General features: G+C 66.9%; 25 protein-coding genes. 11 read left to right on the forward strand and 14 right to left on the reverse strand.

Translation table 11 applies throughout. From position 1 onward, the window contains the following. Position 1: 1 nt before the first annotated feature. From NMI01S_RS03035 to NMI01S_RS03045, 3 genes are all read right to left on the reverse strand, one after another. Positions 2-766, reverse strand: a complete 765-nt coding sequence (locus NMI01S_RS03035) for an MlaE family ABC transporter permease (RefSeq protein WP_030518640.1) — start codon at positions 764-766, stop codon at positions 2-4. 279 nt (positions 767-1,045) lie between these two features. Next, entirely contained in the window at positions 1,046-1,963 is a 918-nt protein-coding gene (locus tag NMI01S_RS03040) for a 3-oxoacyl-ACP reductase (protein WP_062994455.1), read from the reverse strand. Between the two features lie 44 nt (positions 1,964-2,007). Further along, positions 2,008-2,196 carry a ferredoxin gene (locus NMI01S_RS03045; RefSeq protein ID WP_062994456.1) on the reverse strand — a complete coding sequence of 63 codons (189 nt, stop codon included), beginning with the start codon at positions 2,194-2,196 and terminating at the stop codon, positions 2,008-2,010. Positions 2,197-2,418: 222 nt separating this feature from the next. Here NMI01S_RS03045 and NMI01S_RS03050 point away from each other — a divergent pair, with 222 nt between their 5' ends. Next, on the forward strand, positions 2,419-3,612 hold the full coding sequence (locus tag NMI01S_RS03050) for an acyl-CoA dehydrogenase family protein (RefSeq protein WP_062994457.1): 1,194 nt from the start codon (positions 2,419-2,421) through the stop codon (positions 3,610-3,612). A gap of 40 nt (positions 3,613-3,652) precedes the next feature. Further along, entirely contained in the window at positions 3,653-4,750 is a 1,098-nt protein-coding gene (locus tag NMI01S_RS03055) for an acyl-CoA dehydrogenase family protein (RefSeq protein ID WP_062994458.1), read from the forward strand. Here NMI01S_RS03055 and NMI01S_RS03060 read toward each other — a convergent pair. Further along, entirely contained in the window at positions 4,708-5,301 is a 594-nt protein-coding gene (locus NMI01S_RS03060) for an AAA family ATPase (RefSeq protein ID WP_084512356.1), read from the reverse strand. The genes NMI01S_RS03055 and NMI01S_RS03060 overlap by 43 nt on opposite strands. 160 nt (positions 5,302-5,461) lie before the next feature. Here NMI01S_RS03060 and NMI01S_RS03065 point away from each other — a divergent pair, with 160 nt between their 5' ends. After that, the gene (locus NMI01S_RS03065) at positions 5,462-5,881 is read left to right on the forward strand and encodes a VOC family protein (protein ID WP_062994459.1); all 420 of its coding nucleotides are present in this window, start codon (positions 5,462-5,464) and stop codon (positions 5,879-5,881) included. A 42-nt stretch (positions 5,882-5,923) separates the two neighbouring features. On the opposite strand, the gene NMI01S_RS03070 is transcribed toward NMI01S_RS03065, so the two are convergent. After that, positions 5,924-6,736, reverse strand: a complete 813-nt coding sequence (locus tag NMI01S_RS03070; protein ID WP_062994460.1) for an alpha/beta fold hydrolase — start codon at positions 6,734-6,736, stop codon at positions 5,924-5,926. 32 nt (positions 6,737-6,768) lie between these two features. Further along, entirely contained in the window at positions 6,769-7,560 is a 792-nt protein-coding gene (locus NMI01S_RS03075) for an alpha/beta fold hydrolase (protein WP_218020902.1), read from the reverse strand. A gap of 111 nt (positions 7,561-7,671) precedes the next feature. Here NMI01S_RS03075 and NMI01S_RS03080 point away from each other — a divergent pair, with 111 nt between their 5' ends. Both NMI01S_RS03080 and NMI01S_RS34675 read left to right on the forward strand, forming a co-directional pair. Then, positions 7,672-8,556: a LysR family transcriptional regulator gene (locus NMI01S_RS03080; RefSeq protein ID WP_062994461.1), complete on the forward strand. Its 885-nt coding sequence runs from the start codon at positions 7,672-7,674 to the stop codon at positions 8,554-8,556. A 248-nt stretch (positions 8,557-8,804) separates the two neighbouring features. Beyond that, positions 8,805-8,948, forward strand: a complete 144-nt coding sequence (locus NMI01S_RS34675) for a hypothetical protein (RefSeq protein ID WP_156055884.1) — start codon at positions 8,805-8,807, stop codon at positions 8,946-8,948. Between the two features lie 85 nt (positions 8,949-9,033). Here the strand turns inward: NMI01S_RS34675 and NMI01S_RS03085 are convergent, their stop codons facing one another. From NMI01S_RS03085 to NMI01S_RS03105, 5 genes are all read right to left on the reverse strand, one after another. Then, positions 9,034-10,461 carry an MFS transporter gene (locus tag NMI01S_RS03085; RefSeq protein ID WP_062994462.1) on the reverse strand — a complete coding sequence of 476 codons (1,428 nt, stop codon included), beginning with the start codon at positions 10,459-10,461 and terminating at the stop codon, positions 9,034-9,036. 222 nt (positions 10,462-10,683) lie between these two features. Further along, complete coding sequence (locus NMI01S_RS03090) at positions 10,684-11,673, reverse strand: sigma-70 family RNA polymerase sigma factor (protein WP_062994756.1); 990 nt, start codon at positions 11,671-11,673, stop codon at positions 10,684-10,686. Positions 11,674-11,904: 231 nt separating this feature from the next. Beyond that, entirely contained in the window at positions 11,905-13,554 is a 1,650-nt protein-coding gene (locus tag NMI01S_RS03095; protein ID WP_062994463.1) for an acyl-CoA synthetase, read from the reverse strand. 215 nt (positions 13,555-13,769) lie between these two features. Beyond that, a complete protein-coding gene (locus NMI01S_RS03100) occupies positions 13,770-15,311 on the reverse strand; it encodes an acyl-CoA synthetase (RefSeq protein WP_062994464.1) in 1,542 nt (513 codons plus the stop codon). A 30-nt stretch (positions 15,312-15,341) separates the two neighbouring features. Further along, positions 15,342-16,379: an LLM class F420-dependent oxidoreductase gene (locus NMI01S_RS03105; RefSeq protein WP_062994465.1), complete on the reverse strand. Its 1,038-nt coding sequence runs from the start codon at positions 16,377-16,379 to the stop codon at positions 15,342-15,344. A gap of 118 nt (positions 16,380-16,497) precedes the next feature. On the opposite strand from NMI01S_RS03105, the gene NMI01S_RS03110 reads away from it, so the two are divergent. The 4 genes from NMI01S_RS03110 to NMI01S_RS03125 all read left to right on the forward strand — a co-directional run bounded on the left by NMI01S_RS03110 (position 16,498) and on the right by NMI01S_RS03125 (position 20,244). Further along, entirely contained in the window at positions 16,498-17,508 is a 1,011-nt protein-coding gene (locus tag NMI01S_RS03110; protein ID WP_062994466.1) for a Zn-ribbon domain-containing OB-fold protein, read from the forward strand. Positions 17,509-17,520: 12 nt separating this feature from the next. Continuing rightward, on the forward strand, positions 17,521-18,555 hold the full coding sequence (locus NMI01S_RS03115) for a thiolase family protein (RefSeq protein ID WP_062994467.1): 1,035 nt from the start codon (positions 17,521-17,523) through the stop codon (positions 18,553-18,555). Next, positions 18,552-19,718, forward strand: a complete 1,167-nt coding sequence (locus NMI01S_RS03120; RefSeq protein ID WP_062994468.1) for a thiolase family protein — start codon at positions 18,552-18,554, stop codon at positions 19,716-19,718. Before NMI01S_RS03115 ends, NMI01S_RS03120 begins: the two co-directional genes overlap by 4 nt. Before the next feature lie 103 nt (positions 19,719-19,821). Next, positions 19,822-20,244 (forward strand): nuclear transport factor 2 family protein, encoded by a 423-nt coding sequence (locus NMI01S_RS03125; RefSeq protein ID WP_062994469.1) that lies wholly within the window; start codon positions 19,822-19,824, stop codon positions 20,242-20,244. Between the two features lie 66 nt (positions 20,245-20,310). Here the strand turns inward: NMI01S_RS03125 and NMI01S_RS03130 are convergent, their stop codons facing one another. After that, on the reverse strand, positions 20,311-21,525 hold the full coding sequence (locus tag NMI01S_RS03130; RefSeq protein ID WP_062994470.1) for a cytochrome P450: 1,215 nt from the start codon (positions 21,523-21,525) through the stop codon (positions 20,311-20,313). 213 nt (positions 21,526-21,738) lie between these two features. On the opposite strand from NMI01S_RS03130, the gene NMI01S_RS03135 reads away from it, so the two are divergent. Continuing rightward, complete coding sequence (locus NMI01S_RS03135; protein WP_062994471.1) at positions 21,739-22,905, forward strand: steroid 3-ketoacyl-CoA thiolase; 1,167 nt, start codon at positions 21,739-21,741, stop codon at positions 22,903-22,905. Between the two features lie 358 nt (positions 22,906-23,263). Next, positions 23,264-23,680 (forward strand): helix-turn-helix domain-containing protein, encoded by a 417-nt coding sequence (locus NMI01S_RS03140; protein WP_014348820.1) that lies wholly within the window; start codon positions 23,264-23,266, stop codon positions 23,678-23,680. A 135-nt stretch (positions 23,681-23,815) separates the two neighbouring features. Here NMI01S_RS03140 and NMI01S_RS03145 read toward each other — a convergent pair whose 3' ends face one another. Both NMI01S_RS03145 and NMI01S_RS03150 read right to left on the reverse strand, forming a co-directional pair. Then, positions 23,816-24,841: a hypothetical protein gene (locus NMI01S_RS03145; protein WP_062994472.1), complete on the reverse strand. Its 1,026-nt coding sequence runs from the start codon at positions 24,839-24,841 to the stop codon at positions 23,816-23,818. 256 nt (positions 24,842-25,097) lie between these two features. Next, positions 25,098-25,610: an ImmA/IrrE family metallo-endopeptidase gene (locus NMI01S_RS03150; RefSeq protein ID WP_039775925.1), complete on the reverse strand. Its 513-nt coding sequence runs from the start codon at positions 25,608-25,610 to the stop codon at positions 25,098-25,100. Positions 25,611-25,621: the final 11 nt, after the last annotated feature.

The raw sequence follows: 25,621 nt of genomic DNA on the forward strand, positions 1-25,621 counted from the left end.
ATCACCGCACCGTGAACTTGATACCGACGGCGGTGACCACGACGTTCACCACGAACAGAGCCATGAAGGAGAAAACCACCGTCTGGTTGACCGCGTCACCCACACTCTTGGGACCGCCCTTGACGTTGAGGCCGAGATAGCAGGCCATCAGTCCGGCGATCAGACCGAACAGCGCGGCCTTGACCTCGGAGATCACCAACTCCGGCGTATGGGTGAGCAGGGTGAGCCCGTTGACGAAGGCGCCGGGGTTGACTCCCTGCAGAAGAACCGAGAACAGGAAGCCGCCGGCGATACCGATCGTCGAGACCAGGCCGTTGAGCAGCGCCGCGACGAACATCGAGGCGAGTACGCGAGGGACCACCAGGCGATGGATCGGGTCGATGCCGAGCACCTTCATGGCGTCGATTTCTTCCCGGATCGTGCGGGCACCCAGGTCCGCGCAGATCGCGGTGGCGCCGGCGCCGGCGACGATCAGTACCGTCACGATCGGACCGACCTGGGTGACGGTTCCGAATGCGGCGCCCGCGCCGGAGAGATCGGCCGCGCCGATTTCGCGCAACAGAATATTCAGCGTAAAGCTCACCAGAACTGTGAACGGGATCGCGACCAGGATGGTCGGGATGATCGACACCCGTGCGACGAACCACGACTGGTCGACGAATTCCCGTCGCTGAAATGGCGGACGTATCAAGGCCCGCGCCACAGCGGCCACGAGTTCGAAGAACCCGCCGACCGCACGCAACGGCACGGCAAGAACCTCGTTCATTCCGCGATTCCTCCTTGCCGACCCGTACGCGCAACGCTGCGCCAGCGAGCCTCCACACCTCTTCCGCTCCGAAGATTAGAACACGTTCACATCGAATCGGAAGAGAATTTGACATTTTTGACCTGCTCTTTTCATCCGAGCTTCAGCTCCGAAGCTAGAACAGGTTCATACGGTGTACAGAACGCCTTTGTGAGGCACCACACAACCATCGACCCCCATGTCTACCAAGTGCGAGACCGCCGATCAACCGGAGTTGGACGGACGACCTGCACCTGATAATCAGCCGAGATCGTGCAGCGAACTCGCAGAAAACGTACGCCCGGCGGGGCGCTCGGCGAAGTAGGTGCCGAGTGTGTCGGCCAGCGCGTCGGCACTCCATTCCGCGCCGGCGGCGTCGAAGCGCGCCTCGACTTCGGGCGCGGCCATCAGCGCGACCATCGGGCCGTACACGACGAACACCTGACCGTTGATCGCGTCGGCGCCCGGAGAGGCCAGGTAGGCGACGAGCCGTGCGACGTGGTCCGGCGACAGCGGGTCCACATCGCCTTCGGGAGCGGCGGAGAAGACCGATTCCGTCATGGCGGTCCGGGCCCGCGGGCAGATGGCGTTGGCGCGCACGCCGTATCGCGACAAACCACGCGAGGCGGACAGCGTCAGTGCGGTGATTCCGGCTTTCGCGGCCGCGTAATTCGGCTGCCCTTCCGGACCCAGCAAACCGGCTTCCGAGGAAGTGTTGATCAGGCGCCCGTAAATTGGAGCACCGGATTCCTTCGATTTACCGCGCCAGTAGGCCGCGGCATTCCGCGACAACAGGAAATGGCCGCGCAGATGGACCGCGAGGACCGCGTCCCAGTCCTCGTCGGAGAGATTGAAAAGCATGCGGTCGCGGACGATCCCCGCATTGTTGACGACGATGTCCACACCGCCGAAGGTCTCGTCCGCGGTACGAATCAGGGCGTCGGCGGTGGCGCGCTCGGCCACACTGCCACCCACGAATTCCGCTTTCGCGCCCAGCGCGCGAATATCGGCGAGGGTGGCGGCCACCGCATCGCTTTCGGCCAGATCGTTGACCACCACCGAGGCACCGGCCCCGGCCAGCGCCAGCGCTTCGGCCCGCCCGAGGCCCGCGCCGGCTCCGGTCACGATCGCTACCTTGCCGGACAGATCCGTCCCCGACTGATTCGACGATTCACTCACGCCGTGACTCTAGAACGTGTTCCAGTTATCGGCAAGCATCCATTTCACTGCAACCGCAGGGCGGCCTTCGGGCATTGCGCGACGGCGGTCTCGACGTCGGAGAGCCGATCCTCGGGCACGTCGGCGGTGCGGATGTGCAGCTGGTCCTCATCGTCGAGTTCGAAGACGTCGGGGGCGATTCCGACGCAGATTCCGTTGGCCTCGCACTGGTCGAAATCCACACTGACCTTCATTGATAACTCCTTCACCACCAGGTAGTGCCGAGCCTACAAGCCCGGCCGGGCCGCTGCGGCCGAAGCGGCCGGATTCGGTTTCCATACTGGAACATGTTTCAGTAGATATGCAATGATCGACGTCAGGGCGGATCGGCCCAGCGCGGACCGCCGCCGGACCGATCGTCACAGGGGCGATGTCGTCACATCCGCCATCACATCACCGAGTACGAGGTAACCGCCATGCGGATTGCTTATACCGAGCAACAGGAGCAGCTGCGCGCCGAGCTCCGCGAATATTTCGCCAAGCTGATCACGCCGGAGCGCCGCGAGGCCTTGTCGTCGCAGACCGGTGAGTACGGGCACGGCAACGTCTACCGCGAGGTCGTTCAGCAGATGGGCCACGACGGCTGGCTCACCCTCGGCTGGCCCAAGGAGTACGGCGGCCAGGATCGCTCGACGATGGATCAGCTGATCTTCACCGACGAGGCGGCCGTCGCGGGTGCGCCGGTGCCGTTCCTGACCATCAACTCGGTGGCGCCCACGATCATGCACTACGGCACCGAGGAGCAGAAGAGGTTCTTCCTGCCCAAGATCTCGGCGGGCGAATTGCACTTCTCCATCGGTTATTCCGAGCCGGGCGCGGGCACCGACCTGGCGTCGCTGCGCACCACCGCCGTCCGCGACGGTGACGACTGGGTGATCAACGGCCAGAAGATGTGGACCAGCCTCATCCAGTACGCCGACTACATCTGGCTGGCCGCCCGCACCGACCCGACCGCCAAGAAGCACAAGGGCATCAGCATGTTCATCGTGCCGACCTCGGCCGAGGGCTTCTCCTGGACGCCCGTGCACACGATGGCCGGGCCCGACACCAGCGCCACCTACTACCAGGACGTGCGGGTGCCGCATTCGGCGATGGTCGGCCCCGAGAACGGCGGCTGGGCGCTGGTCACCAATCAGCTCAACCACGAGCGGGTGGCGCTGACCTCGGCGGCGCCGCTGGCGCTGGCGGTCGCGCAGACCACCGAATGGGCGCGCGACACCAAGGATTCCAGCGGCGCGCGCGTGATCGACAGCGAGTGGGTGCGGCTGAATCTGGCGCGGGTCCACGCCCAGGTGGAATTCCTCAAACTGCTGAACTGGGAGATCGCCTCGGGCGCCGATGCGGGCGGCGACGCCGCGCCCCGGCCGTGGGATGCCTCCACCTGCAAGGTGCTCGGCACCGAATTGGCCACCGAGGCCTACCGACTGCTGATGGAGATCCTCGGACCGCAGGCATACCTGCGGCAGGACTCCCCCGGCGCGCAGCTGCGCGGACGGCTCGAGCGGATGCATCGCGCCTGCCTGATCCTGACCTTCGGCGGCGGCACCAACGAGGTGCAGCGCGACATCATCGCGATGACCGCCCTCAAACAGCCCGCTGCCGCCCGCTGAGCCGCGGACCGGTCGGAAACGTCGAAAACTAGGAACAACGATGGATTTCACACTTACCGAGGGCCAGCAGGATCTCGCGCGGCTGACCGGCGACGTCTGCGCCAAACTCGTCACCGCCGACCGGCTGCGGGAACTGGACAAGGCCGAGGTCCGCTTCGACGACCAACTCTGGCGGTCGCTGGCCGAGACCGGCGTGCTGGCGGCCGCGCTACCGGAATCGGTGGGCGGCAGCGGACTCGGCGCGCTGGAACAGACCGCGATTCTGCGGGAGATCGGCAAATCCGCCGCCCCCGTGCCCTATCTATGGTCGGTCGTCCTCGGCGCCGGCGCGCTGGCCCGCTGGGGTGACCGGGCGCAGCGTGAGCTGGCGGCGAAAGCCGGTGCGGGCGAGACGATTCTGACCGTGGCACTGTCGGAGGAACGCAACTGGGAGCCGGCGAAGCCGACCACGACCGCGACCGAGGACGGCGGCTGGAAGCTGGTCGGCGCCAAGACGGTCGTCCCCTTCGCGGCGCAGGCGGCGCGCATCCTGGTGCCCGCCACGGTTTCCGGCAAGGCCGCGGTATTCCTGGTCGATCCGGCGGACGCGCGCGTCACGCCGCAGCAGGTGGTCGACCGCAGCCCGCAGGCCGAGGTCGAATTCGACTCCACCCCCGCCGAATTGGTCGGCACGGTGGACGACGGCGCCGAAATCCTCGCGTGGCTGCTGAACCACGGCTGGCTCGGCCTGGCGGCACAGCAACTCGGAACCCTGGAGCGCGCGGTCGAACTCGTCGCCGAGTACGGCCGCGAGCGTGAGCAGTTCAATCGCAAGATCGGCAGCTTCCAGGCGGTCGCGCAGCGGCTGGCCGACGGCTACATCGACCTGCAGGGGCTGCGGCTGGCGGTCACCCAGGCCGCGTGGCGGGTCGACGAGGGTCTGCCGGCGGAGGCGGAGATCCACACCGCCAAATTCTGGGCCGCCGAGGCCGGTCACCGCATCGCCCACACCGCCGTGCACGTGCACGGTGGCGTCGGCATCGACCGCGACCATATCGTCCAGTGCTATTTCACCGCCGCCAAGCACAACGAGTTCGCGCTCGGCGGCGCCACCGATCACCTGCGCGCTCTGGGCACCCTCCTGGCCGAGGCCCACTGACGCAGGCGCTCGCCCGGGCCGAACCGCCGCTCCACCGGTTCGGCCCGGGCGAGTATTTCTCCGACCGTCTCCTCGACGGTGAGATCCGTTGTGTCGAGCCATAATCCGATGCGGGGCGTTTCCGCGTGCAGGACGGTGTCGAGCTGGTCGACGGTGAAGACCCCGTAGGCCTTCTTGTCTCGACCGGCCTCACGCCGAGCCACCGCGGCCGGACGCGGCGCCAGCACGACCACGTACACCGGGTCGGTGCGGATCTGCTCGACCATCCACGGCAGCGATTCGCCCAGGACGACGTCCTGGACGACCGCCGTGAATCCCGCGTCGGCGTACTCGTCGGCCGTCGCGGCCGCCAGACGGTGCCGTAACCGCAACTGCCGCAGGGCTTCTTCGCTCGGTTCGCCGGACATCTCGGCGCGGCCACCGACCACGAAACGACGGAACACGTCACCGTGGACATGGGCGGAACGGGGCAGACGTTCGGCGAGAGCCTGCGCGACCGTCGATTTTCCGGCCGCTTGGATACCGGTGATGAGATAGACGGCACTCGACATGGCCGGACGGTATCGCGCGGAGCACTCGACCGCGAGGGATTTTCGCACTCGGTGCAGCATCGGAGCAGGTCAGGATCGGTCCGGCGACTCGCCCGATGAGTTTGGCGCGCCCACGGCGTCCCAATTGACGACACGTACCGATGCCGCGAGAGGACCGAGCATGCCCAGCAAGATGATCTTCATCAATCTCCCAGTCGAGGATCTGGAGCGGTCCACATCGTTCTACGAGACGCTGGGCTGGAAGGTGAATCCGGACTTCACCGACGAGAACGCCGCCTGCGTGGTGGTCGACGACAACATCTGTCTGATGCTGCTGGTCCGGCAGTACTTCGACACCTTCACCCATCGCCCGATCGCCGACACCCGGGCGGCCACCGGTTCGATCTACGCGCTGTCACTGGGCAGCAGGGCGGAGGTCGAGTCGCTGATCGCCGCCGCGGTGGGCGCGGGCGCCACGGAGGAGATCAGCGAGGACAAACGCGCCCAGGAGGAGGCGGTGGGCATGTTCAGCCGCGCCTTCGTCGATCCCGACGGTCACCACTGGGAGGCCTTCTGGATGGATTATCCCGGCGGCAACTGACCCGCGCCGGGTGAGCGGCCGGCCGGCCGCTCACCCGGGCGTTCATGCTGTCTGCGCGTCCAGGAAGCTGATGATCTTGGCGTGGAAACCGGCCGGATCCTCGCCCGGAGCCCCGTGGCCGGCATCGATCTCGGCGTAGCGGGCGTCGGGTATCGCGGCGAGCAGTTGCTGTTGCTGCGCCATCGGAACGACACGGTCGTGCGCACTCGCGAGGATCAGCGTCGGCGCGGCGATGCTGCCGAGCAGATCGGTGAGATCCACCGTGCGGTCCACCTCGGTCTGCCGGGCGGCGCCGCGCGCGATCACCTTCGCCAACTGTTCGATCAGGGCCGCGTTCTCCTGCGCGCTCGTCCGCTCCCAATAGCGCGGACCGAATGCCATCAGCGGCAGCATGTGCGCGAACAGGCTGGTGCCGTAAGCGGCATCGGCGCGCAGCACCTCGATCCAATAGCGGAATTCGGCGTCCATCCGCGCGTCGGTGCGCACCCAGCCCGCATGCATCAGCAGCGAGCGAACGCGGTCGGGTGCGGTCGCCGCGACGTGCGCGGCCACCACCGCGCCCAGCGAATGCCCGACGAGGTGGAACCGGCCCAGTCCGGCGTGGTCGGCGACGGCGCGCACCTCGGCGGCCAGATCGGCGACGGTGAGCGGGCCGCCGTGGTCGACGGTGTCGCCGGAGCCGGAACAGTCCAGTGCCACAACGGTATAGCGATCGGCGATTTCCGCGGTCAGCGGTACCCACTGGTCGCGGGCCGCGGCCGTGCCGTGGACCAGCATGACCGCCGGACCTGTTCCGGTCATCTCGTAGGCGACCTCGGCGGTTCCCCCGCGGATTCGGGCGGTTGCGAATGTCATCGAATATCCTTGTCTCACAGTCGGTTCGGTGTTCAGGCGGCGATTCGGACGGTGAGGTTCGCGATCGCCGCGCGCAGTGCGGCCGTGAACTCGGCGGCCCGCTCCTGCTGCGGCATATGGCCCGCGCCGGCGATCACGCCGAGCCCCGCGCCCGGTGTGAGCGCCGCGCAGGCCCGCGCCACCGCCACCGGGATTTCGGCGTCCAGCTCGCCGTGCAGGTAGTGGATCGGCGTGCGCAGCTGCGGCAACCGCGGCCGAGGGTCGTAGGTCGCGAAGAGGTGGAACAGTTCGTCGATGTACACACCCGAGTCGAGGATCTGCCGCACGGTCCAGTCCACCAGCGCCGGCGAGGTTCCCGGGGCATACCAGTTCGGCACCCACCGCGCGACGAATTCGGCCCGGTGATCCCGCATTTCGCCGATGATCTCGGCCAGCGGCATCCCCTGCCCGGGCCAGTAGGCCGGGCCGTCGACCGCGACCACGCCGCCGAGCAGATCCGGGCGGGCCAGCGCCAGTTCGGTCGCGAAGGTCGCGCCCACGGAAGATCCGATCACGATGGGGCGATGCAATCCGAGCTGCCGGATGAGCTCCACCAGGTCGGCGAGCACACCGGCGAGGTTGTTGCCGGCGGCCGGCCGGTCCGAACGCCCGCAGCCGCGCCAATCGACGGTGACCACCCGGAACTCGGTGACCAGCGCCGCCTGCTGAGCGCCCCAGACCCGCCCGCTGGTGCCCCAGCCGTGCAGGAACAGCAGCGACTGCCCGGTGCCCTGATCCTCGTAGTACAGCTGGACGTCGTCGACGGTGAGATACGGCATGGTCATCACTTCCCGGTGCGGTTCCGATGTGCTGGGATCAGCGAACCGCGTTCGGTCACGCCGAAAAATGAGGGAACCGCGCTGGCACTGTTCACCGAAACTGATTAATCTCGCGCCGTGGAGCTCCGCCAATTGCAGTACTTCCTGACCGTGGCCGAGGAACTGCACTTCGGACGCGCGGCCGAGCGGCTGCACATCGTGCAGTCGGCCGTCAGTCAGCAGATCACCCGGCTGGAGCGGGAATTGGGTGTCGCACTGTTCGAGCGGACCACCCGCACGGTGCGCCTCACCGAAGGCGGGCGGCGACTGCTTCCGCACGCCGAACAGGTACTCGCCGCCGTGGCGCAGGCCCGTGCCGCCATCGACGACCTGCGCGTCGAACGTACCGGCACGATCCGGCTGGGCACCAGCACCGGCCTCGGCACCCGCCTGGAGCACATTCTCGTGGCCTTCGCACGCCGCGCCCCACACGCCCACCTCGAACTGGTCGACGCGGACACCGAGATTCGGATGAAGCGGGTGCGCTCGGGGGAACTGGACGCGGCGATCGTGCGTGGTCCGCGTGAGGAACCCGGCCTCGAACTGCTGCCGTTGTGGTCGGACCGGCTGGTGGCCGCGATCCCCGCTCGGCACGACCTCGCGGTGTTGCGCGAGATCGATCTCGCGCGCCTCGCGCAGGTGCCGCTGCGGCTGGTCCGCCACACGCGCAATCCCACCCTGTACGACCTGGTCGTCGACTCGTGCCGGGCGGCCGGCTTCGCACCGGTCTTCGGACCGGAGTTCACCACCGAACAGGACACGCTGGCCGCCATCGGCTTCGGCGCGCCGAGCTGGACTGTGTACTACGCGGCCCAGGCGGCGAATCTGTCGTTCCCGGGCGTGGTCTGGCGTCCGCTGCGCAACCCGGAGCCGAGGATGCCGAGCTATCTCGCGGTGCGGCCCGATCCGCCGCGTGCCGAGTTGCGGGCACTCATCGAGGCCTGCCACACCGTCACCGATTGATCACCTGATCGTCGCACCGTACCACCCGAATTGCCTCCGCCCCAGCAGCTTTCGGATCACCATCGCACGACCCGCCGCTGCGCCGGGCCCGAGCGGCGTGGGGCAACCGAGCTATCCGCGCGCCACGCGTTCGCCTCGGCGACCGGCGAACACCTCGCAATGGCCACGTCGCGCAGTGCGGGTATTCTGCTGTGGCGCAACCACTTCCGTCTCTCGTATGCTTGACTCCCGAGAGGCGGGGGGACAGGGTGAAACGTTCGCTGATGTTCGTCATGGCGGCCGTCGCGGCGCTCTCGAGCTACGACTACGCACGCTCCCCCGGCCACATCGGCATGGCGGTGGCGGCCGGAGTTGTCATCACGATCTGGCTGACCGCCAAGGCGATCGACTAGCCCCGAAGGCGCGCAGACGTTTTCGTGTTTCGCGCCCGCGGAGGGCCCCGACCCTGGGCCGGGGGCCACAGCGACCGAAGCGCGGTCATACCTCGGCGCGTACTCGCTCGCGCCGAGCCGGCGACCGGAATGCCGCCCAGGCGAGCGCCGCCGCCAGCACCGCGATTCCCGCCGCGGCACCGAAGGCAGCCGAGAACCCGTCGGTGAGCGCCTCGGCGTCGTCGACGCGATCGGCTCCGGCGGCCGAGGCGATCGCGGTGACCACCGCCAGCCCCAGCGCCGATCCGATCTGATAGCCGGTGTTCACCAGTCCGGACGCCAGGCCGCCCTGCTCCGGCCGCGCCGCGGAGATGGCGGTCTGCAGCGACGGGACGAAGGCGAGCGACATCCCGAACGCGGCCAGCAGCGATCCGGGCAGCACGTCGATCCAGAAGTTGCCGTCGGCCCGGAGGAAGGTCAGCCAGACCAGCCCGGCTCCCAGGACCAGCAGTCCGGTGACGATCATGATGCGAGCGCCGAAGCGCGCGAACAACTTCGGTGACACCGCGATCATGCCGACCATGATCAGGGCGGTCATCGGCAGCAGCGCCGCACCCGACGGGAACGCCGAGTAGCCGAGCACCTGCTGCAGATACAGGTTCAGGAAGAACCACATCGGCACCCAGGCCGCGCCCAGCATGACCTGAGCCAGGTTGGCCGCACCGAGATTCGGCGCACGGAAGATCGACAGCGGCATCAGCGGTTCCCGGCGACGGGCCTGCATAACCAGGAAGGCCGCCAACAGGACGACCGCGAGCGCCAGGATGCCCCACGTCGATCCGGAACCCCACCCGGCCTCGGGGGCACGGACGACCGCGAAGACGGCCGTGCCCAGGCCCAGCGTCGCGGTCAGGGAACCGAGCACGTCGACCGAACCGCCGGATGCGGCCGCCCCGCCGGGAACCAGCACGGCGGCCGCGACGACGGCCAGTGCGGCGATCGGGATGTTGATGTAGAAGACCCACGGCCACGAGGCGTACTCGGTGACGAGCCCGCCGAGGAATACGCCGGCGGTACCGCCCGCCGGGGCGGCGGCGCCGTAGAAGGCGAATGCGGTGGTCAGTTCCTTGGGATTCGACCCGAACACCATCATCAGCAGTGTCAGCGCCGAGGGGGCGATCAGTGCGGCGCCCGCACCCTGCACACCCCGGCCGATCAGCTCGACCGCGGGCGATCCGGCGAGCCCGGCGACCAGTGACCCGGCGCCGAGCACCACCCAGCCCGTCTGGAAGATGCGGCGAGCACCCCAGATGTCGGACAGGCGTCCGCCGAGCAGCAGCAGGCCGCCGAAGACGATGACGTAGGCGTTGAAGACCCAGGACAGCCCCTCCTGCGAAAAGCCCAGGGACTCCTGCATTTTCGGCAGCGCCACCCCGATGATCGAGGTGTCCATGATGACCATGAACTGCGCCAGCGCGATCAATGCCAATGCGAACCAGCGCCGCGACGGCGGCGCGGATACCCGAGTGGACATAGAAATCCTCACTCCTCGGTTGCGGACGCATCCGCTGCGCCCGTTGAATTTCCGACTGGTTCTGTATACCCCCCAGGGGTATTAGGGCGACAGAGACCAGCGCTGTGATTCACGCCATACCCATAGGGGGTATGACGTCTCGAAGACGGAAATCTCTGCGACCGCGAAAGAAGAAGGCCCGTCGGTCATTCGACCGGCGGGCCCTTCACGATCCGGGATGGGTCAGTCGCGCAACTCCGGCGGCAATCCGAACAGCGGGAACAGCCGGTCGGTGTCGAGGAAGAAGTTCAATCCGCTGATCGCGGGACCGTCGAATTCCAGCACCGTGATCGACCAGGGCGAGAAGACCCCGGGCTCGTCGGTGGGTTTGTACTGGCCGAAGGCCGGCAGTCCGTTGGCGCCGGCCAGCGGGATCAACCGCGAACCCCGGCAGGCGGAGGGGCCCGGCGACAGCATGAACTGAGCGACGTTCTCCGGACCGGAGACCCACAGCTCGATGGGCGGCATCGACAGCGCCACATCCTGTTTCAGCAGCGAGGTGAGCGCATCCATGTCGTAGGCCTCGAAGGCGCGCACGAAACCGTCGACGAGTTTGCGCTGAGTGTCATCGGATTCGTCGTAGCCGCTCGACTCCGAGGGCTGCACCTTGGACATGGTCGCGCGTGCCCGCTGCAGCGCGCTGTTGACCGATGCCGGCGACATCGTCAACATCTCGGCCGTCTCGTTGGCCGAGAACCGCAGCACCTCCCGCATGATGAGGATCGCCCGCTGGGTGGCCGGCAGATGCTGACAGGCGGCCACGAACGCCAGCCGCAGCGAATCCTTGGTGCTGGCATGTTCGGCCGGGTCGGCGCCGAAGGCCAGTGCGTTCGGAATCGGCTCCACCCACACGTAATCCGGCTGCGGCGGCGGCAGCGGGCTGTCCGGACTCGACGGCCCGGACAGGTCCATCGGCCGCGCCCGGCGCTGGGGGCCGTCGAGCATATCCAGGCAGATGTTGGTGGTGATCTTGTACAACCACGATCGCAGGCTGGACCGACCCTCGAACGAGTCGTAGGCCTTCCAGGCCCGAGTGAAAGTCTCCTGAACCGCGTCCTCTGCCTCGAACGAGGAACCCAACATCCGATAGGCGTAAGCACACAGCTCCCGCCGGTAACTCTCGAATTGCTGCAGCACGTCGTCGACGGTGCCGGCGGAAGCTTGTTCGCTCATGCGGATCACTGTGGCACAGGGCACCGACAGAAAACACCCCGAAAGTAGGGGCATCGACACGGACGCCGTGCTCAGCAGGCCGCGGCTCCGCAATGGCGCTCGACGGATCTTCGGCGGACGACGGTCGCCGCCTTCCGGCGATACGACATCGCCGCGCCTCCACTCTGGTGGCGGGCGCGGCGATATCGATTGCCAGTTATTTACTTCGGCGAGCTATCTATTTCGGGGCGGCTATTTCGAGGACGCCTGGGATTCCTCGTCGGCCGGACGCGAGCGGGCATGGTCGTTGGCCCACCGATAGTCGGGCTTTCCGGCCGGCGAGCGCTTGATCTCTTCCACGAACCACAGGCTGCGCGGCAGCTTGTAGGAGGAGATCTCCTTGGTCAGCACCGGGCGCAGCTCCTCGAGCGTCGGACGGTTACCACCGCGACACTGCACGACCGCGGCCACCCGCTGTCCCCAGCGCTCGTCCGGCACACCGATCACCAGCGCGTCGAAGATCTCCGGATGGCATTTGAGCGCACCCTCGACCTCTTCCGGGTAGATCTTCTCGCCGCCGCTGTTGATGCTGACCGACCCCCGGCCCAGCATCGTCACGGTGCCGTCCTCCTCGACCCGGGCGAAGTCGCCGGGGATCGAGTAGCGAACGCCGTTGAACTCCTTGAACGTCGCGGCGGTCTTCACCGGGTCGTTGTAGTAACCGAGCGGGATGTTGCCGGTGCGGGCCAGCACGCCCACCTGACCGGAGCCGGGCGCGACGGGGTTGCCCTCCTCGTCGATGACGGCGGTGGAGGCGTCGATCTTGACCCGGGGACCACCGGTGTGGGTCGCACCCTTGGCCGCCACCGACAGGCCGCCGAAACCGGTTTCCGAGGAGCCGATGGAATCGGTGATGACCGTATTCGGCAGCAACTCGATGAACTCGTCCTTCAGCGCCGGCGAGAACAGCGCCGCACTGCTGGCCATCGCCCACAGATTCGCGTGCTGGTACGGCTCACCGGTTTCCGGATGACCTTCCTTGAGCGCGTCGAGCATCGGCCGCGCCATGGCGTCACCGGTGATGAAGATCAGATTCACGCCGTGGCGGTCGATCGCCTGCCACACGGTGTGAGCGCTGAACTCCGGCAACATGATCGTCTTGCCGCCGTCGAACAGGCCGTGAAAGGTCGCCGACTGCGAACCGCCGTGGATCATCGGCGGGATCGGGTAGCGGACCATCTGCCCACCGGCGGCGCCGGCCTTGGCCTGCTGCCACTCGTCCTCGATCGCCTCACCGGTGACGAAGTTGATGCCGCCGCCGAGCACCCGCCACCAGTCCTCGTGCCGCCACATCACGCCCTTGGGCATGCCGGTGGTGCCGCCGGTGTAGATCATGAAGATGTCGTCGTTGGAGCGGTCGCCGAAGTCGCGCTCGCCGCGCGAAGCCGCCAGTGCCGCTTCGTATTCCACCGAATCGGCGGGCAACGGCACCTCGGCTTCGGTACCGTCGTTCACGGCGATGACCGTCTTCAACTTCGGCGTGTTCGGCCGCACGGCCGACACCTTGTCGCTGTAGCGACGTTCGTGAATCAGCGCGACCATATCGGAATTGTCGAAAATGTATTGCAACTCGTTCTCGACGTACCGGAAGTTCACGTTGATCATTACTGCCCGCGCCTTGAAGATCGCGACCATGGCCTCCACGGCCTCGATCGTGTTACGCGAGTAGATGCCGACCTTGTCACCCGGCTGCACACCCTGTTCTTGCAGGTAGTGCGCCAATCGGTTGGCCCGATCCTCCAGCTCGGCATAGGTCACCGAGCGGACGTCGTCGGCCAGCGCGACACGGTCCGGCACGAGGTCGATGGTGTGTTCGACAAGGTCCGCTATGTTGTAGCTCACAGGACCAAAATAGAACGTGTTCTCACGCCTGACAAGACTTGATTTACACAGTTTACTAATTCCGCCGAAGCGGCAGCGGGTTTCGCTGAAACGCGTATTCTGCAACGCCGACGAGCCCGCCGGCACAGCCGGGCGGGCTCGAGGCGCCCCGATCGAGGACACCCCACACAGGGCAGGACGGTAAGGGCGTCCGGACTCGATCGGCGAGACTGCGGCTACGCGGGCACGTAACGCTCGCGCAGTTTGCGCTTGTACAACTTGCCATTCGGATCGCGCGGCAGTTCGGGCAGGTAGTCGATGCTCTTGGGCAGCTTGTACTTCGCCAGGCGAGCCGCGGCGAACTCCATCAGTTCCCGGGTCAGCGCGTCATCGGCCGCGACCCCTTCGGCCGGCTGCACGACCGCCTTCACCTCCTGACCCCAATCCGGATGCGGGATACCGAAAACCGCGACGTCGGCGACCTTGGGATGGGTGATCAATTCCCCCTCGATCTCGGCCGGATAGATGTTCACACCCCCGGACAGGATCAGATCCGAGCGCCGGTCGTGCAGGAACAGGTAGCCGTCGGCATCCATATGCCCGATGTCGCCCACGGTGAACAGATCGCCCACCCGCGCGTCCTCGGTCTTCGACTTGTCCTTGTGGTACTCGAAGTTGGAGCCGCCCATCTTCATGTAGACCTGGCCGACCTCACCGGGCGCGACCTCGTTGCCGTCCTCGTCGAGCACCTTCACCACCGCGTACGGCCACGCCTTGCCGACCGAGCCGGGCTTGCGCAACCACTCCTCGCCCGAGATCGACGTGCCGCCGCCCTCGGTCGCCGCGTAGTACTCGGTGACGACCGGGCCCCACCACTCCAGCATCTTGCGTTTGGTCTCCTGCGGGCACGGTGCGGCGCCGTGGATCATGCAGCGCAGCGAGGAGACGTCGTAGCGCGCCCGCACCTCCTCCGGAAGGGCGAGCAGACGGTGGAACTGGGTGGGGACCATATGGCTGTGTGTCACCCGATGTGTGTCGATCAGCCGCAGCATCTCCTCCGGATCCCACTTGTCCATCAGAACCACCTTGTGCCCCAACTGAATCGAGATCGAGGCGAAGTTCAGCACGGCGGTGTGATAGAGCGGCGAGCCGCAGATGTGCACGTGTTCGTCGAAGGGCTGGATGCCGAAGAGTCCGAAGAAGCCGGTCGCCTGCGGGCCCACCACATCGGGATCGGCGCCGGTCAGCGGACGCCGAACTCCCTTGGGCCGCCCGGTGGTTCCCGATGTGTAGAGCATCGGCGCACCGGTGGTCCGGACGTCGGGGCGTCCGGACTCCCCCGCGCCGAGTTCGGCCAGGGGCTGGAAACCGTCGATGTCGCCCACCGAATAGCGCGCGCTCGCAGCAACATTCGCCTCGTCGGCGGCAACGGTCGCGGCTTCGGCGAAGCGCTCGTCGGCGATGAACACCTTCGCCTCGCTGTCGCCGAGGATGTACGCGATCTCCGGCCCGGTCAGATGCCAGTTCACCGCGACGATGTACAGCCCGGCCTGATAGGCCGCGAAGTACACGGCGAGCGCTTCGGTGGTGTTGTGCACCATCGACACCAGCACATCGCCGGGCTGTAAACCCTTGGCCTGTAAGCCTCGTGCGATGCGGTCGGCCTGATCGGACAGCTCCCGGTAGCCGACCTCCCGCCCCGACGGATCGACGACCGCGATCCGATCGGGGTCGGTGGCCGCGATATTCCACAGTCCCAGCTTCTGCGCCGGCTCCATCGAAGTCACTCCTCGAATCTAGAACGTGTTCTACATCTGGACAAGGGGGGCGAGGCGGTGCAGCTGCGCCACGTCACGAACCGTCACCAGGAGCATCCCGACGCCCGCCGACTCCCAGACCTTCAGCTGGGAGCGCACATGGCCCTCGTCGCCGATGATGGCGGTGTCGAGGATCAGCTGGTCCGGAATCACGGCGGCGGCCTCGTCCTTGCGGCCGGAGCGGAACAGCTTGGTGATCTCGTCGACCTCGGCGCCGTAGCCCATCCGGCGGTAGACCTGGGCGTGGAAGTTCAGCTCCTCGGCGCCCATGCCGCCGATGTAGAGCGCCATCACCGGCTTGATCCGATCGATCTCGGCGCGGGCGTCGTCGGTGATGATCACCTGGCAGCTCGCCGCGATCTCGAAGTCCTCCCGAGAACGCCGGGCACCGGGCCGGGCAAACCCCTCGTCGAGCCATTCGTCGTACATTCCGGCCAGTCGCGGCGTGTAGTAGATCGCCAGCCAGCCGTCGGCGATCTCGGCCGTGAGCGCCACGTTCTTCGGCCCCTCGGCGCCCAGCCAGATCGGCAGACCCGCACGTAGCGGATGGGTGATCGGCTTGAGCGGTTTACCCAGGCCGGTCGAGCCGGGCCCGTCGTAGGGCAGCCGGTACTGCGCGCCCTGGCTCACCACCGGCGCCTCGCGGGCCAGTACCTGGCGGATGATCCCGACATACTCCCGGGTGCGCTGCAACGGTTTGGCGAACGGCTGGCCGTACCAGCCCTCCACCACCTGCGGACCGGAGACGCCCAGGCCCAGGATGTGGCGGCCACCGCTGAGGTGATCGAGGGTCAGCGCGGCCATCGCGGTCGCGGTGGGAGTGCGGGCGGACAGCTGCACCACGGAGGTTCCCAGCCGCACCCGCCGCGTGGACGAGCCCCACCAGGCCAGTGGCGTGAAGGCATCCGAGCCCCAGGACTCGGCAGCGAAAACCGCGTCGAATCCGGCCTCCTCGGCGGCCACCACCAACTCCCCGGCGTTGGGCGGCGGTCCCGCACCCCAATATCCGAGCTGCAATCCGAACCGCATCGTCGACTCCTTCCGCCCGGCCCGTTTCACCGAGCCCGCTGCCGGACACCTTTCCAGGTAGCCCTTGCCACCAGAATAAGAACCTGTTCTACTCGATATCGTGACCAATGGGAACACCATGACCGGCGTAATCGCGAAAGGCAGCGGTCCGGAAGCGGAACCCGCACCCGAGGTACTCAGCGCCGAACTACGGATGAAGTTCGACTACACCCGATCGGTCGGACCGACCATCGGCCGGTTCCTGACCGGGCTGCGCGAGGGCCGGATCGTCGGCGTCCGCGGCAGCGACGGCCGGGTGATCGTGCCGCCGGCGGAATTCGATCCGGTGACCGCGGAGCGGCTGACCGACTTCGTCGACGTCTCCGATGTCGGCACGGTGCAGAGCTGGAGCTGGGTCGCCGACCCGCTGCCCGGCCAGCCGTTCGACCGCCCCTTCGCCTGGGCGCTGGTGAAATTCGACGGCGCCGACACCGCGGTGCTGCACGCCCTCGACGTGTCGTCTCCCGACGAGGTGCGCAGCGGATTGCGCGTGCGGGTGCGGTGGGCCGCCGAACGCAACGGCAGCATCCACGACATCGCCTGCGTCGAACCGGGCGAGACCTCTTCGGCCCCAGCCGATTCCACCTCACCGGACGCCGATGCGGCCGAGCCGGTCACCGGTATCGTCACCCCGATCGACCTGCGGTACAAGCACACCGCCTCGCCGACCGAGACGCGGTATCTGAAGGCGCTGGTCGAGGGTCGCCTGATCGGTGGTCGCGCCGACGCCGAGAGCAAGGTGTACTTTCCACCCCGCGGCGCCGACCCGATCGACGGGCGCCCGACCGACGAGATGGTCGACCTGCCCGATACCGGAACCATCACCACGTTCTGCATCGTGAACGTGCCGTTCATGGGACAGAAGATCAAGCCGCCGTACGTCACCGCGTACGTACTGCTCGACGGCGCCGACATTCCGGTGCTGCACCGGGTGCTGGGCTGCGACCCCAGCGAAGTCCGCATGGGTATGCGCGTGAAGGCGGTGTGGAAGCCGCGCGAGGAGTGGGGTTACACGCTGGAGAACGTGGACCACTTCGAGCCCAACGGCGAGCCGGACGCGGACTACGACAGCTACCGGCACCACCTCTAGGAGCGAAACACCTTGAGCGACAACGCAACAGATATCGCGGTGGTGGGCTTCGCCCACGCCCCGCATGTCCGCGAAACCTACGGCACCACCAACGGTGTCGAAATGCTGGTCCCGTGCTTCCGGCAGCTGTACGACAAGCTCGGCATCGGCGTGTCCGATATCGACTTCTGGTGCTCCGGGTCCTCCGATTACCTTGCCGGACGCGCCTTCTCGTTCATCTCCGCGATCGACTCGATCGGCGCCGTGCCGCCGATCAACGAATCGCACGTCGAGATGGACGCCGCTTGGGCGCTGTACGAGGCGTGGGTGAAACTGCGCTCCGGACAGGCCGAAACCGCCTTGGTCTACGGTTTCGGCAAGCCGTCGGCCGGCACGCTGCGGCAGGTGCTGACGATGCAGATGGATCCGTACCTGGTGGCCCCGCTGTGGCCGGACGCGGTCTCCGTGGCCGGACTGCAGGCCCGGGCCGGGCTCGACGCCGGAAACTGGACCGAACGCGATATGGCCGCGGTCTCGGCCGCCGACGACGCCGAGATCGAGAAGCGGCTCGCCGCACCGTATGTCGCGAATCCGCTGCGCGAACACGACATCGCGCCGATCACCGACGGCGCCGCCGCGATCGTGCTGGCCCGCGGCGACAAGGCCCGCGAACTGTGCGAGCGGCCGGCCTGGCTGACCGGTATGGCGCATCGCATCGACACCCCGATGATCGGCGCGCGCGATCTGACCACTTCGCCCTCCACCGCAGCCGCGGCCAAGGCGGTGCTCGGCGGGGATGCGAGCGGATTCGATGTCGCCGAACTGCACGCGACCTACAGTCACGAACAGCTGATCCTGAAGCAGGCCATCGGGCTGAGCGAGTCCACCCGCATCAACCCCTCGGGTGGCGCGCTGGCGGGCAACCCGATGTTCGCCGCCGGTCTGGAACGAATCGGCTACGCGGCCAACGAAATCATGAACGGCACCGCCGAGCGAGCCCTCGCACACGCCACCAGCGGTCCGGCGTTGCAGCAGAACTTGGTGGCCATCCTGGAGGCTGGACGATGACCAATCAAGCCGCCGTACTCGGCACGGGACAAACCCATCACGTGACGAAACGGACCGATGTCTCGATGGCCGGTATGTGCCGCGAGGCAATCGATCGCGCACTCGAAGATGCCGATCTGACCATGGCCGATATCGACGCGGTGATCGTCGGTAAGGCGCCGGATCTGTTCGAGGGCTCGATGATGCCCGAGCTGTTCATGGCGGATGCCCTGGGCGCCACCGGAAAACCGCTGCTGCGCGTGCACACCGCGGGTTCGGTCGGCGGTTCGACCGGCGTGGTCGCCACCAACCACGTGCAGGCCGGCGTGTACCGCCGGGTGCTGGCGATCTGCTGGGAGAAGCAGTCCGAATCCAATGCCATGTGGGCCCTGTCGAATCCGGTGCCGTTCACGATGCCGGTCGGCGCCGGTGCCGGTGGATACTTCGCGCCGCATGTGCGCGCGTACATCCGGCGGGCCAATGCTCCCCTGCACATCGGCGCGATGGTCGCGGTGAAGGATCGCCGCAACGGCGCGAAGAATCCGTTCGCGCATCTGCGCCAGCCCGATATCACCATGGAATCGGTACTCGCGTCCCAAATGCTGTGGGACCCGGTGCGTTTCGACGAGACCTGCCCGTCCTCCGACGGTGCGTGCGCGATCGTGATCGGCGACGAGGAATCGGCGAAGGCGGTCGAGGCATCGGGTAAGAAGGTCGCGTGGGTGCACGGCACGGCCATGCGCACCGAACCGCTGGCCTACTCCGGCCGCGACCAGGTCAACCCGCAGGCCGGACGCGACGCCGCGGCCGCGCTGTGGAAGCAGGCCGGTATCACCAATCCGCTCGAGGAGATCGATGCGGCCGAGATCTACGTCCCGTTCTCCTGGTTCGAGCCGATGTGGCTGGAAAACCTGGGCTTCACCCCCGAGGGCGAGGGCTGGAAGCTGGTCGATGCGCGCGAAACCGAGATCGGCGGGAAGCTGCCGGTCAATCCCTCGGGTGGCGTGTTGAGTTCCAATCCGATCGGCGCATCCGGCATGATCCGCTTCGCCGAGGCGGCCAAGCAGGTAATGGGCCGGGCGGGCGATTACCAAGTCGAGGGCGCCCGAAAAGCCTTCGGCCATGCCTATGGTGGCGGATCACAGTACTTCTCGATGTGGGTAGTGGGCTCGGAACCACGGTGACACGCAATTCCGCCGGCATTTCCGGGTGACCGGATTGCCGGCGGAAAGCACATTTGCAATTCCATCAGCAAATTCACCGAAACCACCGAGCCGGGAGGCCGAGATGACCGCTACCACCACCACCGAGCATCCGGCGCGCCTCGCCGGACGGGCCTCACAGGCCGCGGTGCGCGCCCGGGACAAGGAGGCGTGGCTGGCACTGTTCGCCGCCGACGGGATCGTCGAGGATCCGATCGGCCCCTCCGTCTTCGATCCCGAGGGTGTGGGCCATCGCGGACGCGACGCCATCGCGGCATTCTGGGACAAGGCCATCGCCCCGACCGAATCCATCGATTTCGTCTTCGGCGACTCCTTCGCCTGCGGCAGTGAGGTGGCCTTCACCGGGCTGATCCGCACCCAGTTGGGCGGACACGTCATCGACGCCGAGGGCGTGTTCACCTACAAGGTCGACGACGCCGGGAAGATCGTGGCGCTGCGCGCGTTCTGGGAGACCGATCGCGCGATGGGAACCATGCGCAAGGAATAGCGCCGGACCAGACGAAGGGTGGGCACCGTGGGTGCCCGCCCTTCCGTGTCCAGGCCGACCACCGCCTCACGGCACGCTGGAGTCCCGGAGAGGCGGCACTGCCTTGGTCTTGTAGTCGACCTGGAATTCCTTGATGCCGTTGAGCCAGCCCGAGGTCAGGCGCTTGGGGTCGCCGAGCTTGGTGATGTCGGGCAGGTGGTCGGCGATGGCGTTGAAGATCAGGTCGATCTCCAGGCGCGCGAGGTTGGCGCCGATGCAGAAGTGAGCGCCGGTACCACCGAAGGACAGGTGCGGATTCGGATCGCGAGTGATGTCGAAGGTGTACGGGTTCTCGAACACCTCCTCGTCGAAATTGGCCGAGCGGTACATCAGCAGGACGCGCTGGCCCTTCTTGATCTGCGCTCCGGACAGTTCGGTGTCGACCAGCGCGGTCCGCTGGAACGAGCTCACCGGAGTGGCCCAGCGGATGATCTCGTCGGCGGCGGTGGCGGGCCGCTCACGCTTGTAGAGCTCCCACTGCTCCGGGTTCTCCAGGAACGCGTGCATGCCGTGGGTGATGGCGTTGCGGGTGGTCTCGTTACCGGCGACCGCCAGCAGGATCACGAAGAAGCCGAACTCCTCCGAGGTCAGGGCCTCACCGTCGATATCGGCGTTGACCAGCGTGGTGACGATGTCGTCGGCCGGCTGCGCCTTCCGGGCCTCGGCCATCTGCCAGGCGTAGCCGAGGATCTCCATCGATGACATCGCCGGGTCGGCATCGCTGTCGGGGTCGTCGTAGCCGGTCATCTCGTTGGACCACTGGAAGACCTTCATCCGGTCTTCCTGCGGGACACCGATGAGTTCGGCGATCGCCTGCAGCGGCAGCTCACAGGCCACCTGGGTGACGAAGTCGCCGGCGCCGCTGGCCGCGGCCGCGTCGACGATCGATTTGGCGCGGGCGGACAGCTCCGCGCGCAGGCCGTTGATGGCGCGCGGGGTGAAGCCCTTGGAGATCAGTTTGCGCAGTTTGGTGTGTTCGGGCGCATCCTTGTTGATCAGGATGTGGCGCTGCAGCTCGATGGCCTCGCGCGGGATGTCGTCGTTGAAGCGGGGAATCGCGGTGTTCTCGTAGGTGGAGAAATCGTCGCGCCGCGAGACCTCCTTGACATCGGCGTGCTTGGACACGACCCAGAAGCCGTCGTCGTGAAACCCTCCGACCTCCGGAGACTGCGGGTTCCACCAGATCGGCGCGGCCCGGCGTAGCTCCGCGAACTCTTCGACGGGAATGCCGCGGGCCCACATATCGGGATCTGTGGCGTCGAACCCCTCGGGGAGGTTCGGAGCTACATGGGTGTCAACCACCAGTTGTCTCCTTCGACTAACTGAAACACGTTCTACCTTCATTGCAGCATAGGTGGTATCAGTAGTAAAGAAGCCATAGTCCGCCCTCAGTACATCCACAGAACTTGTTCCAGTTTCTGTGCTGATACGGATCCTGTTCGAAAGGTTGAAGTTATGGGCACCCCCGTCATCGTCGAGGCCGCGCGCACCCCGATCGGCAAACGCAACGGCTGGCTGGCCGGCCTGCACGCCGCCGAGGTGCTCGGCGCCGCCCAGCGCGGCGTCCTCGAACGCGCACAGCTCGATCCGGCACTGGTCGAACAGGTCATCGGCGGCTGCGTCATGCAGGTCGGCGAGCAGAGCAACAACGTCACCCGCACCGCGTGGCTGCACGCCGGACTCCCCTGGCAGGTCGGCGCGACGACCATCGACTGCCAGTGCGGCTCCGCCCAGCAGGCCAACCACCTGATCGCCGGGCAGATCGCCCAGGGCGCGATCGATATCGGCGTCGCCTGCGGGATCGAATCCATGAGCCATGTCCCGCTCGGCGCGAACGTGGGCGAGAACGCCGGACCCCGCCGCCCTGCGAGCTGGGATATCGATATGCCCAATCAGTTCGAGGCGGCCGAGCGAATCGCCAAGCGGCGCGGCATCACCCGCGACGATATCGACGAATTCGGCGTGCGCTCACAGCGTTTGGCCGCCCAGGCCTGGGCCGAAGGGCGGTTCGACCGCGAGGTGCTGACCATCGCCGGCGCGCCGCAGGTCGACAAGGAGGGCGCGCTCACCGGCGAGACGCGCGACGTCAGTCGTGACCAGGGATTGCGCGAGACCAGCCGGGAGAGCCTGGCGAAGCTGAAGCCGGTGCTGGAGGGAGGAATTCACACCGCCGGCACCTCGTCGCAGATCTCCGACGGCGCGGCCGCAGTGCTGCTCATGGACGAACAGGCCGCGGCGCGTGCCGGACTGAGGCCGCGGGCTCGCATCGTCACCCAGTGCCTCGTCGGCGCCGAGCCGGAGTTCCACCTGGACGGTCCGGTGCAGGCGACCACGCGCCTGCTGGAGAAGTCGGGCATGAGCATCGCCGATATCGATCTCTTCGAAATCAACGAGGCCTTCGCCTCGGTCCCGCTGTCGTGGGCGTCGGTGCACAAGCCGGATATGGATCGGGTCAATGTCAACGGCGGCGCGATTGCGATCGGACATCCGGTCGGCAGCACCGGGTCACGTTTGATCACCACCGCCCTGCACGAGCTCGAACGCTCCGACAAGTCGATCGCAATGGTCCTCATGTGCGCCGGTGGCGCACTTGCGACCGGCACAATCATCGAGCGGTTGTAATACCGAACAGATTTCATCCGTAGTTGAACGTTCATCCTCACAGCCCCGAGACGTGTCGTACGCCACACAAACTGCGATACAGACAAAAGGATGAGATGTCAGCTATCTTCCGGTTATCAATGGCCCGTTGAGCGAGACTCGTTCGACGGGCCAGAACCGGAGCGTACTGCCCCTCGACCAGTGAGGGTGCGTTGCCCCGCAAACGTGCCGACGCTGAACAGTTCCCGGACGGCCGACCTGGAAGCTTCAAGGAAATCCCGAATCAGGCGTAGGTTTTCAGTTACTCAGCCGCTAATATCAATGATACGTATCCGAGATAACGACTGTTAGTACAGCGAAGGGAATTGGGCGGCTCACAATGGCTGATTTCGCGGCGCGGCTGAACAAGCTGTTCGAAACCGTGCATCCCCCGGGGCGTAAGCCGCACACCAATGCCGAGGTGGCGGCAGCGCTCACCGCCTCCGGGCATCCGATCTCGAAACCGTATCTCTCGCAGTTGCGGTCGGGTCAGCGGACGAACCCCTCAGATGAGACGGTTGCCGCACTGGCAAAGTTCTTCAAGGTCAAACCGGACTACTTCTTCAACGACATCTACGCCGCCAAGATCGACCATGATCTGGAGTTGCTGTCCCAGCTGCAGGGCTATGGACTGCGTCGGCTGTCGAGCAGGGCGTTCGATCTCTCCGAAGAGTCGCAGAACCTCCTGACCTCGATGGCCGAAAAGCTCCGGGCGAGTGAGGGTCTGCCCGAGGTTCCACCGGACGGCACGGAATAGCAAGTTGGACAAGGCAACACAGTGCGGCACTCGGAACCGCACTGTGTTGTCTTGTGACCTGAGACCGAAGCGGAGACGCTTCGGTCCGCACTGTGCGAACGGGCCGCCGCCCAATCGGTCCGGCCGCATCGATGATCAATCCGCCTGTGCGACCGCTGATTTCCGGTCGGTCGCGGTGCGCTCGAAGGCACGGGCGATCGCCTGCACCCACCCGCGCGGGCTCAGTCCCTCCGGCGGTGCGATCCAGCGGGCGTCGACGATTTCGTCACCGAGCGGATTGCGTGCCCAGCGGGCCACCCGCTCGGCACGGTCGGTGACCGAGCGGGCGGGAACACCGGCCGCCGCCACCTCCATGCCGCCGCCGGTCTGCAGGTACAACGCGTCCATGATCTGCGCGACCTGATCGGAAGCCTTGAGCTGGGTGGCCGACACCGTCTGCTCGTGCGCCACCACCTCGGGGAAGCGCTTGACCATCGTGCGGTGCAGGGCCCGAATCTGGCGCAGCAGCAGGCGCGCTCGCACCCAGAGCTCGATCACGATCCATACCGCGCCGACCGCGATCAGCAGGCTCGCGAGCTGCCAGGCCGGCCAGAACCAGCCCGGATCGCCGGGCCGCACGGGTTGTTCACCGATCGCCAGCCGCCGAATCGACAGCGCCGCAAGCACACCCGCGATCACCGTCCCGGCCGTGTAGAGCGCGATACCGCGCCCCAGCGCCGTCCAGTCCAGATTGCGCAGACCGGTGACGGCGATGAAGGCGCAGCCGAGCAGGGTCATGACCCAGCCGAACAACATCGACCACCCGATGGTGGCGGCGATGGCGAGCGCGCCGAAACCGTAGACCATCCAGGCGATCTGGCGCAGATTCCGACGCGAGACCACCGGCCAGGCGGCGGCCGCCACCACCGACGTGGCCACCGCGAACAGCAGCCAGGTCGCCACCACCAGGCAGTCGGCCAGCGCTCGGCCGTTGATCCCCTGCGGCAGTGCGTGATCCACCGCCACCGCGATCTCGGGTATGCCGAGGGTGGCCGCGGCGGCCACCGCCGCGACCGCGATCACGATCGCCACCCGGGCCGTGGTCGCGGGCTTCACCAGGACACGACCGATGCGGGCGCCGGCCGCCATCCACACCAGCAGAGCCGTCAACCAGAACGTCATACCTCCCCTGTCCTTCTCGTCGGGTCCCCGGGCCCCTCGGTCATCCGAGCCTTCCGCGGATAACCGAGAAACCCTCCGTGGTTACGCAGGCTGCCGCCTCCGGGCCCCTCGGTCATCCGAGCCTTCCGCGGATAACCGAGAGACCCTCCGTGGTTACGCAGGCTGCCGCCTCCGGGTCCCTCGGTCATCCGAGCCCTCTGCGAATGACCGAGAGACCCTCCGTGGTTACGCAGGCTGCCGCCTCCGGGCCCCTCGGTCATCCGAGGGCCTCGTCGAATCGGAGCACCGAGACACCGGCGCCGCGGTTGTTGAAGACGCGCAGGCGGGTCATCAGCATGCCGGCGAAGGTTTCGGCTTCCCACTCGTACTGATCGTCGCGCCCGTCGTCGACGATCTGCTGATGCGCGCGCTGGGACAGCATGTAGGCGATCAGATCGTCGCTGGCCTCGAGCGTCACCTCGGCGGCCGGTTCACCCGGGTGGTCGAAGACCACATGGCCCAGTTCGTGCGCGAGGGTGTGGTCACGGCTGGGCAGGGCCGCGGCCAGCACGATCACGTCCTTGTCCGGATAGCTGCGGCGCTGACCGCAGACGCCCGGACCGAGCTGAGCATCGGCGATTTCGATCATGCGGCCGCGTTCGGCCGCGATCGCGAGGACCACCTCTTCCAGTGTGGTGGCGTCGAAATCGGCGGCGACCGCGCACACCGCGTCGACGGCGGCGGCGACGCGGCGGTAGGAGCGGCCCGTCTGAATCCGGCTCTCGGTCATCTCGCGCCCCC

Origin of the sequence: Nocardia mikamii NBRC 108933 (assembly GCF_001613505.1) — a bacterium.
GTDB lineage: Bacteria > Actinomycetota > Actinomycetes > Mycobacteriales > Mycobacteriaceae > Nocardia > Nocardia mikamii.